Source organism: Planococcus circulans (assembly GCF_020023385.1).
Classification (GTDB): Bacteria; Bacillota; Bacilli; order Bacillales_A; family Planococcaceae; genus Planococcus.
Map to the genome: position 1 here is coordinate 322208 of NZ_JAIQCL010000003.1, position 8643 is coordinate 330850.

Annotated in this window: 8 protein-coding genes; all 8 read left to right on the forward strand. The window is 44.5% G+C overall.

Annotated elements, in window-relative coordinates:
• Window positions 1–5: 5 nt before the first annotated feature.
• The 8 genes from K8U60_RS07925 to K8U60_RS07960 all read left to right on the forward strand — a co-directional run bounded on the left by K8U60_RS07925 (window position 6) and on the right by K8U60_RS07960 (window position 8608).
• Window positions 6–1397 carry a glycoside hydrolase family 1 protein gene (locus tag K8U60_RS07925; protein WP_223636773.1) on the forward strand — a complete coding sequence of 464 codons (1392 nt, stop codon included), beginning with the start codon at window positions 6–8 and terminating at the stop codon, window positions 1395–1397.
• A gap of 18 nt (window positions 1398–1415) precedes the next feature.
• Window positions 1416–2738, forward strand: a complete 1323-nt coding sequence (locus K8U60_RS07930) for a 6-phospho-beta-glucosidase (protein ID WP_223636775.1) — start codon at window positions 1416–1418, stop codon at window positions 2736–2738.
• A 156-nt stretch (window positions 2739–2894) separates the two neighbouring features.
• Complete coding sequence (locus tag K8U60_RS07935) at window positions 2895–4826, forward strand: BglG family transcription antiterminator (RefSeq protein ID WP_223636777.1); 1932 nt, start codon at window positions 2895–2897, stop codon at window positions 4824–4826.
• Window positions 4827–4896: 70 nt separating this feature from the next.
• Complete coding sequence (locus K8U60_RS07940) at window positions 4897–5805, forward strand: ROK family protein (protein ID WP_223636779.1); 909 nt, start codon at window positions 4897–4899, stop codon at window positions 5803–5805.
• Between the two features lie 22 nt (window positions 5806–5827).
• Window positions 5828–6781, forward strand: coding sequence for a mannose-6-phosphate isomerase, class I (gene manA / locus K8U60_RS07945; protein ID WP_223636781.1), 954 nt, complete (start codon window positions 5828–5830; stop codon window positions 6779–6781).
• Window positions 6782–6876: 95 nt separating this feature from the next.
• Window positions 6877–7143 carry a phosphocarrier protein HPr gene (locus K8U60_RS07950; protein ID WP_223636783.1) on the forward strand — a complete coding sequence of 89 codons (267 nt, stop codon included), beginning with the start codon at window positions 6877–6879 and terminating at the stop codon, window positions 7141–7143.
• 352 nt (window positions 7144–7495) lie between these two features.
• Window positions 7496–7660 carry a hypothetical protein gene (locus tag K8U60_RS07955; RefSeq protein WP_223636785.1) on the forward strand — a complete coding sequence of 55 codons (165 nt, stop codon included), beginning with the start codon at window positions 7496–7498 and terminating at the stop codon, window positions 7658–7660.
• A gap of 696 nt (window positions 7661–8356) precedes the next feature.
• A complete protein-coding gene (locus K8U60_RS07960; protein ID WP_223636789.1) occupies window positions 8357–8608 on the forward strand; it encodes a hypothetical protein in 252 nt (83 codons plus the stop codon).
• Window positions 8609–8643: the final 35 nt, after the last annotated feature.

Consider the following 8643-nt stretch of genomic DNA (forward strand, 5'->3'; position numbering starts at 1 on the left):
GTTGAATGGCTGTACAGTATAAGTTTCCAGAAGGATTTTGGTGGGGAAGCGCGACATCTGCGACGCAGATAGAAGGCGCATCAGAAGAAGGCGGAAAAGGCCCGAATATCTGGGACCACTGGCATCGAAACGAGCCCAATCGTTTTTTTGAAGAAGTGGGTCCCGAATCCACCTCTGATTTTTATCATCTATATAAAGAAGACATCGGGTTGATGAAAGAGATTGGCCATAATACGTTCCGGCTGTCCATTTCCTGGTCCCGGCTGATTCCGGGAGGACGCGGGCAAGTCAATCCGGAAGCGGTGACTTTCTACAACAATGTCATCGATGAATTGAGGGCGCAGGACATCGAACCTTTCATCACGCTTTACCATTTTGACATGCCACTTGAACTGCAGCAGGAAGGCGGCTGGGAGAACCGGTCGGTCGTGGAGGCGTATGCAGCGTTTGCTGAACAATGCTTCCGGTTATTCGGTGGCCGGGTGAAAAAATGGTTTACGTTCAATGAGCCGATTGTGCCGGTCGAAGGTGGGTACCTTTACGATTTCCACTATCCGAACGTAGTGGATGCGAGACGTGCTGTGCAAGTGGCTTATCATACGATGATAGCCCATGCAAAAGCGGTCAGGACATTTCGGACAGCTGGAATTACAGAGGGGCAGATCGGCATTATTTTGAACCTGACGCCTTCCTATCCGAGAAGCCAGCATCCAGCCGACTTGAAAGCTTCCAATGCCGCTGATCTGTTTTTTAACCGCAGCTTCCTGGATCCGGCGGTGTTAGGAAAGTATCCAGAGGAATTGGTGGAACTGCTGAGTGGGCATGGGCAGCTGCCGCATACCGAAAAAGGCGATCAGGCTTTATTGGAAGCGGGAATCGTCGATATTCTGGGCGTCAATTACTATCAGCCGAGGCGGGTGAAGGCGAAAGAGCATCTGCCGAATCCACATGGGCCGTTCATGCCGGACTGGTATTTTGATAACTATGAAATGCCGGGCAGAAAGATGAATCCTTACCGCGGCTGGGAAATCTATGAAAAAGGGATCTATGACATTATGGTCAATCTACGGGACAACTACGGCAACATCCAATCGTATATCGCTGAAAATGGCATGGGTGTCCAGGACGAATCCCGGTTCATGGAACACGGGGAGATACAGGACGATTACCGGATTGAATTTATCAGCGGACACTTAAAGTGGCTGCATAAAGCCATTGAAGAAGGCTGCAATGTCAAAGGCTATCATTTATGGTCGTTCATGGACAATTGGTCGTGGATGAACGCCTATAAAAATCGCTACGGCTTCTTTTCCGTCGATACCGAAACAAAGAAAAGGACACCGAAAAAAAGCGCCCACTGGATCAAAAAGGTTTCTGAACAGAACGGCTTTAACTAGTTTGGGAGGAGTGAATACATGGAGGGCATCAAAATAGTGACGATTGGCGGTGGCTCGAGCTATACGCCTGAATTGGTTGAAGGGTTTATTAACCGCTACCCCGAATTGCCGGTCCGGGAACTGTGGCTTGTCGATATTCCGGAAGGACGGGAGAAGCTCGAAATCGTGTCGGCTCTTGCCAGGCGGATGGTGGAGAAGGCAGGGGTTCCGATTGAGATCCGCACTACGCTGGATCGCCGGGAGGCTCTGCCGGGAGCGGATTTCGTCACGACGCAAATCCGTGTTGGCCACTTGGAAGCGCGTGCCAAAGACGAGCGGATTCCATTGAAATACGGTGTAATCGGACAGGAAACTAATGGTCCGGGCGGCCTGTTGAAGGGGCTGCGTACGATTCCGGTCATTTTGGAGATTTGCCGGGATATCGAAGAACTGTGTCCGGACGCCTGGTTCATCAATTTTTCGAATCCAGCCGGAATGGTCACAGAAGCCGTCCTTCGCTACAGCGGCATTACGAAAACCATCGGCCTGTGCAATGTGCCGATCGGGATGCATATGGCGGTGGCGGAAATGCTGGAAGTTGAACAAAGCCGTATCCACATCGACTTTGCTGGCTTGAACCACATGGTGTATGGCTTGGAAGTCTATTTGGACGGCAAAGCGGTCATGGGCGAGGTGCTGGATAAACTGGCAAGCGGGCCGTCGATGACCATGAAAAATATTGTCGATGTTGGTTGGGAAAAGGATTTCATCAAAGCTTTGAACCTGCTGCCGTGTCCGTACCACCGTTATTACTACCAGACGGAGAAAATGCTTGCCCAGGAACAACGGGACCTGCAGGAAAAAGGGACGCGTGCTGAAGTGGTGCAGAAACTGGAAAAAGAATTATTCGCTTTGTACAGCGACGAGAATCTGGCGGTCAAACCCAAGCAGCTGGAAGAGCGCGGCGGGGCATTCTACAGCGATGCGGCCTGCAACCTCATCGACTCCATCTATAACGATAAACAGGATATCCAGGTGGTGAATGTGCGGAATAACGGTGCGATTTCAGGCATACCCGCCGACTCGGCTGTTGAAATCAGCTGCATCATCACGAACGAAGGGCCGAAGCCGATCAATAGGGGCGACATGCCTATAGCGGTCAGCGGCCTGGTGCAGCAGATCAAATCGTTTGAACGCCTGGCTGCAGAAGCGGCGGTGACCGGAGATTATCCTACCGCGTTGCTGGCGATGACGATCAATCCTCTCGTGCCATCCGACAGCTTAGCGAAGAAAATTCTGGACGAAATGCTGGAAGCCCATAAAGAACACCTGCCGCAATTCGAAAAATCCTATATCAGCTGATCTAGAGGGCTTCTCTATTTCAAGCGGATTCTGTATTTAAGCGGTCTACAGCTCATATTTGAATTTAAACAGATTAAATATTCCGAATTCAATTATAATAGACTTAAAGAACTAGGTCATAATGCTCTACAAAGCAGCGTAAGGAGAAGTGGCGATATGTTGACCTCAAGAATGAAAACTATTTTTCGTGAATTGATGGCGGCGGAAACGCCGATTACGGGTAAATACCTGGCGATGCTCAATCAGGTTTCTTCGCGGACAATCCGTGAAGACGTCAAAGTACTGGATTCGCTGCTGATTGAACATGGCGCCTATATCGATTCGATTATGGGGCAGGGCTATAAATTGGGAATTATGGAAGAGCAGCTTTTCCGGGACTATTTAAAAATGCTGGCGATAGAAGATACAGAACTCGAAACCATCATTCCCAAAATGCCCGAAGAGCGGATCGCTTATTTGGTCAAACGTTTTCTATTAAGCGATGGGTATATCAAGCTTGAGGAATTGGCTGATGAACTATATATAAGCAAGTCGACCCTCCAGAATGATTTAGGCCATGTGAAAAAAATGCTGTCAGTCTATGACATCCGTCTGGAATCGCGTCCGAACTATGGATTGTGCGTCAATGCCGATGAATTGAAGCGCCGTTTTTGTATGGCGGAATATATATTCATCCGTGAAGAGCCGGTAAACGAATTGTTCAAGCCTCATTTCTCTTCCTTGTCACAGGAGGAATTGGACTCCATTCTGGTGATTGTCATGGAGCAGATTGAAGAGAATGGAGTGCTTGTATCAGACATCGCCATCAACAACTTGGTGATTCATCTGGCAATCGCCTATAAAAGAATAAAAGAAGGCTATAACGTTACGTTACACTCTGCGGATATTGATGAAATACTGGAACAAAAGGAGTATAAAGTGGCCCAGAAAATCGTCAAGAAAGTGCAGGAGAAGTTTGCTGTGCATTTTCCTTTGGAAGAGGTGGCCTACATTGCCATGCATTTGTTGGGCACCAAAATAGCTGCTCATCCAGCTGCTGGAGAAAAGGCGGTCCAACAGGTGATCCAGAAACAGATCACTGACTTGGTCATGAAAGCATTGGGCAGAATCGAGTCAAAGCTGAATTTAGGCATACAGGAAGATCAGGAATTGATCATCGCTTTGAGTTTGCATTTAAAGCCGGCCGTAAATCGTTATCGATACGGCATGAATATCCGGAATCCGATGCTCCAGGATATCAAAGTGAACTATCCCGTTGCGTTTGAAGCCGGAATCATAGCTGGAATAACCATCAATGAAGCGATTGGAGCAGTCATTGATGAAAATGAAATCGGTTACCTGGCGCTTCATTTAGCTGCAGCGATTGAGCGGAGAAAATCTGAAGTGGTCCCGAAAAAATGCCTGATCGTCTGCGCGTCGGGATTGGGGACAGCTCAATTGATCTACTACAAATTAAAGTCTCAATTCGGCGAAAGCCTGGAAGTTGTGGGAACAACCGAATATTACAAGCTGGGACAATGTGGACTGGAGGGGATCGATTTTATCATCAGTTCCATTCCGATTCAAGAAGAGCTGGCTGTTCCAGTAATTGTGGTGAATGCAATTTTGGGGGAGTCGGATATACGGAAAATCGAAAAGTATATTCTTAAAGAACAAAAAAACATCTCTGTTTATTTCAAAAGGGATCGGGTGTTTTTGGGGCAAGAGCTGGGCACGAAAGAACAAACCCTGGAATTCCTGCATGAAAAATTGATGGAACAAGGGCTGGTGGATGAAGGCTGTCTTCAGGCGGTATTCGATAGGGAGAAAGTGGCGCCGACCTCTTTCGGGAACTTTGTTGCCATTCCTCATCCCATTACGCCGCATTCCGAAACGACTTTTTTGACAGTATGCACGCTGAAAAAGCCGATTATCTGGAAAGATAAGCCGGTCCAGTTTGTTTGTCTGCTGAATGTCATGAAAGAAAGCCAGGAAGATCTGCAGGTAATGTATGACCTGCTCGGCAGAATCATTCATGACAGCGCAATTGTTGAACGGTTGATTAAAGCCAAAACCTACGAGGATTTTATGAAAGTGATTGCGTTGTAGGGAGGATTACCCAATATAAGTAACTGGAATCTTTTCAAGTTGCTGATCTTTCAGGTAAGGGAGTGAAAAGATGAACTATGCCATTGGTGTGGATATCGGCGGAACAAAGGTAGCTGTTGCGGCAGTGGATGAACAGGGAACGATCATCTGCCAATCGGTCATCCCAACAAACCTCCAAATCCCGCCTGAAGCCATGATTGCTGAAATTCAACAGGAGATCAGCCGGATTATCGAAAAGTCAGGTATCTTGATGGATCAGCTGACGGGAATCGGCATAGGGGCACCCGGTCCGTTAGACAGTAGAAACGGGCTCATCTCCTGCCCGCCCAATTTGCAGACATGGGTGGATATCCCGATCCGGGAATTGATCGGGCGGTCCTTTCCTGTCCCGATTCTTCTGGAAAATGATGCAAATGCAGCGGCGCTTGCCGAAAAATGGATCGGAGCCGCGACAGAAAATGAAAACTTCATCTACATCACAGTCAGTACCGGGATAGGGGCTGGCATCATTGCTGAAGGGCAGCTGCTTAAAGGTTTGAAGGGAAATGCTGGAGATATCGGCCATATGGTCGTCGATCCTTCTTACGGAGAATGTGTCTGCGGACAGTCGGGCTGTCTCGAATCCATTGCTTCTGGAACTGCCATTGCGAAAAGAGCTTCAGAAATACTGGGTGAAAAGCTAACGGCAAAAGAAGTTTTTCACCTTTATCAGGAAGGCAATCCCCGGATAATCGAATATATGCAAGAGGTCTTTAAGGTGCTTGGTGTGGCAGCTGTCAATATGATCAATACCTTTGATCCTGAAAAACTCGTTATCGGCGGTGGTGTTTCTGAATTCGGTGAGCCGATGTTCGATTCGATTCGTCAATATGTCCAACGCTATGCCTTGAACCCGACAGGCAGAAAAACGGAAATCGTATCGGCAAAGCTTGGCCAGCAAGCGGGAGTGATTGGTGCAGCAGCTCTTTGCTTTAAGTAACCAGGAATCGGAGGAACTTCATATGTACGAGGAACCTATTTTTTTGGAACCATTCTTTCAGGATCGGATCTGGGGTGGCCAGAAGCTCCGCACTTTCTTCGGCTATGATATTCCATCAGATAAAACAGGGGAAGCATGGGTGATATCAGCTCATAAAAATGGTCCATCCACAATTGCCAACGGGCTGTTGAAGGGAAAGAATCTGTTGGAAGCCTGGAATGACAATCCTTTATTATTCGGAAAAGAACAGGGCAGCGGAGAGTTCCCGCTGCTGGTGAAAATCCTGGATGCCAATGAAAGCCTGTCTGTCCAGGTCCATCCATCCACCGATTATGCGAGGGAAATGGAAGATATGCCTTATGGAAAAGCGGAATGCTGGTATGTGTTGGATTGTGAACCGGACAGCCGAATTATCCTGGGGCACCGGGCAGAGAGCCGGGAAGACTTCAAGGAACGGGTGGACGCAGAACAGTGGGACGAGCTGTTGCTTCCGTTGGCCGTCAAAAAAGGTGACTTTTTCTATATTCCGAGCGGAACGGTTCATGCCATCGGAAAAGGAATCATGGTAGTGGAGATCCAGCAGAGCTCGGACATCACCTATCGCGTATATGATTACAATCGGGTTACGGCCGAAGGGAAGGCACGCGAACTCCATATCCAATCAGCGATTGACGTCATCAACTTTCCTCATCACAACGTCCTGCCTCCAAAGATCGCAGTATATGACGGCGATCTCGCGAGTATGCAATTAATAAAAGAATCCTATTTTACGGTTTACCATTGGGAAATTAATGGGGAAGTGAAAACCCCTTTGAAAAGGGATTATCTGTTAATCAGCGTCATTGCTGGCGCGGGAGAAATCTCTGTTAACGGGCAGTCTTTTCTGTTGGAAAAAGGCAGTCATTTCATTTTGCCATCTACGGTTGAAACATATGGAATCTCAGGAAAACTGGAGCTTTTGGTCACTCACGAATGACGAAGCTGCGCAGGCATGTGTCCCCAAAATAGAACAATTATTTTTAAGGCATATTCAGTTAAAGATAAACTAAGGGATAGAGGAGTTGGATCATAATGGTTGAAAAGCAATTTACAATCACAGACGAAGCGGGGATTCATGCACGTCCGGCAGCGATTTTGGTGAACTTGGCAAACAAATTCGAGTCAGAAGTGAACATTGTCCATCAGGAGAAAAAAGTGAATCTAAAGTCCATTTTAGGCGTGATGTCATTGGGCATTGCTTATGGCACCGAGTTTAAAGTGAACATTGAAGGATCCGATGAAGAAGACGCCATCAAAGAAATTGAGAAAATCATGCATAAAGAGGGATTGGCTGAGTGACATATTTTTAAAAAATAGGTGCTCCAACAAGTTCTGCATATAAACGAACGGAGAAAAAGAATTCCTTTTCTCCGTTCGTTTTTTTGAATGAGGTTGTTTTTCTGAGACAGCAGGCGGGAAGAGGATCTAAAGTTTTTTATTTTTTCCTTCACTTACCTGAAAGCTGTTCGTAAATATGTATGTAAATTCGCGAACATTTGTAAAATGACTTGATAGGTTTACAAGCGGTTTTGGTTTTAATACAGAATAAAAAAAGCAGAATATATTGGGGTATTTTGGTGTGATATATTAGAAACTGGATTAATGATTTATGTAGAGTAGACTTATAAAAATAAATTGGAGGGGGAATAAAATGAACAAATTTGGTTTGTTATCTCTACTGATGTTTGTTGTTAGTCTCGTTGCATTCTTTACAATGAGAGGACCAGATGGAGATATTTATTTAACTATAATAGTATTAAGTACTCTTTCGGTTATTGGTCTGTTATTTGCAGCATTATCTAAACAATTGTTATAGATGGTTTTAGGTAGTGGAGTGAATTTTATTGCATTGATATTCGCCTTTCTACTTTTATTTGCAATGGGAATAAGTGAGCCTTAAAAACTCAGATGAAACAAATCAAAAACTCCCTTTACACAACTTAAAATTCAAAGCATTTGAAGAGTGTAATGTATCAAGAATATTAAGTATTTGAATGTAACAAAAGTGCAGTAAGTGAAAAAATAGAGGGGTGAATTATATGGAAAGTGCTTTTCTATTCATTGGTATATACCTCATCCCAGTTTTGAGTATTATTTTTTGCCTTAACCTTGTGGCCATAATCAAAAAGGTAAAAAGGGATGAGAAAACAATAGTTAATACAATTTGGCTCACAACATCATTTGTGTTCATTACATGGAGTATCGCCATTATAGCTTCTGTGGGAGTCTAATAAAATTACTAGATCTGAATATAACTTAATATGAATTAAGTTATATTCAGATTTATCGTTTACGAATACTTGAGAAAGATTAATTCAATAAAAATAATGGTTTTTAATAGATATCGGAATACTTAAAAAAATAAGATGAACTAAATGTATTTATTTAGTACATTAGGAATGAGACTTCTGAAAAAAATTTCTGCTTTTAGAAAATTTCATAAGCTAGATCCTAAATCAGAACTGTTGGTCGGTATATTTTTTCAGGCAAATTATATGAAGAGGAGAATATTTTGAAAAGGTTATCTTTAGGATTATTAATTTTTATTTTTATAGTAAGTTTCTTTGTTGTGCAAAATAACATCGAACTTGCTATGAATGTGACTGGAATACTAGGGCTCGTAGGCATCTTAATCGGGGGCTTTTTGAAAACAGGTTTCATTAGCTCTAATGCACCTGTTATCGGGAATTTGGCCATTATAAAATTAGATGAAACACTCAACTTATCAAATACTGTCTTACTGATAGCTTTGCCTAATTGTTAATGCTATTTCATAATGACCAAAAGTTGATGGTATTG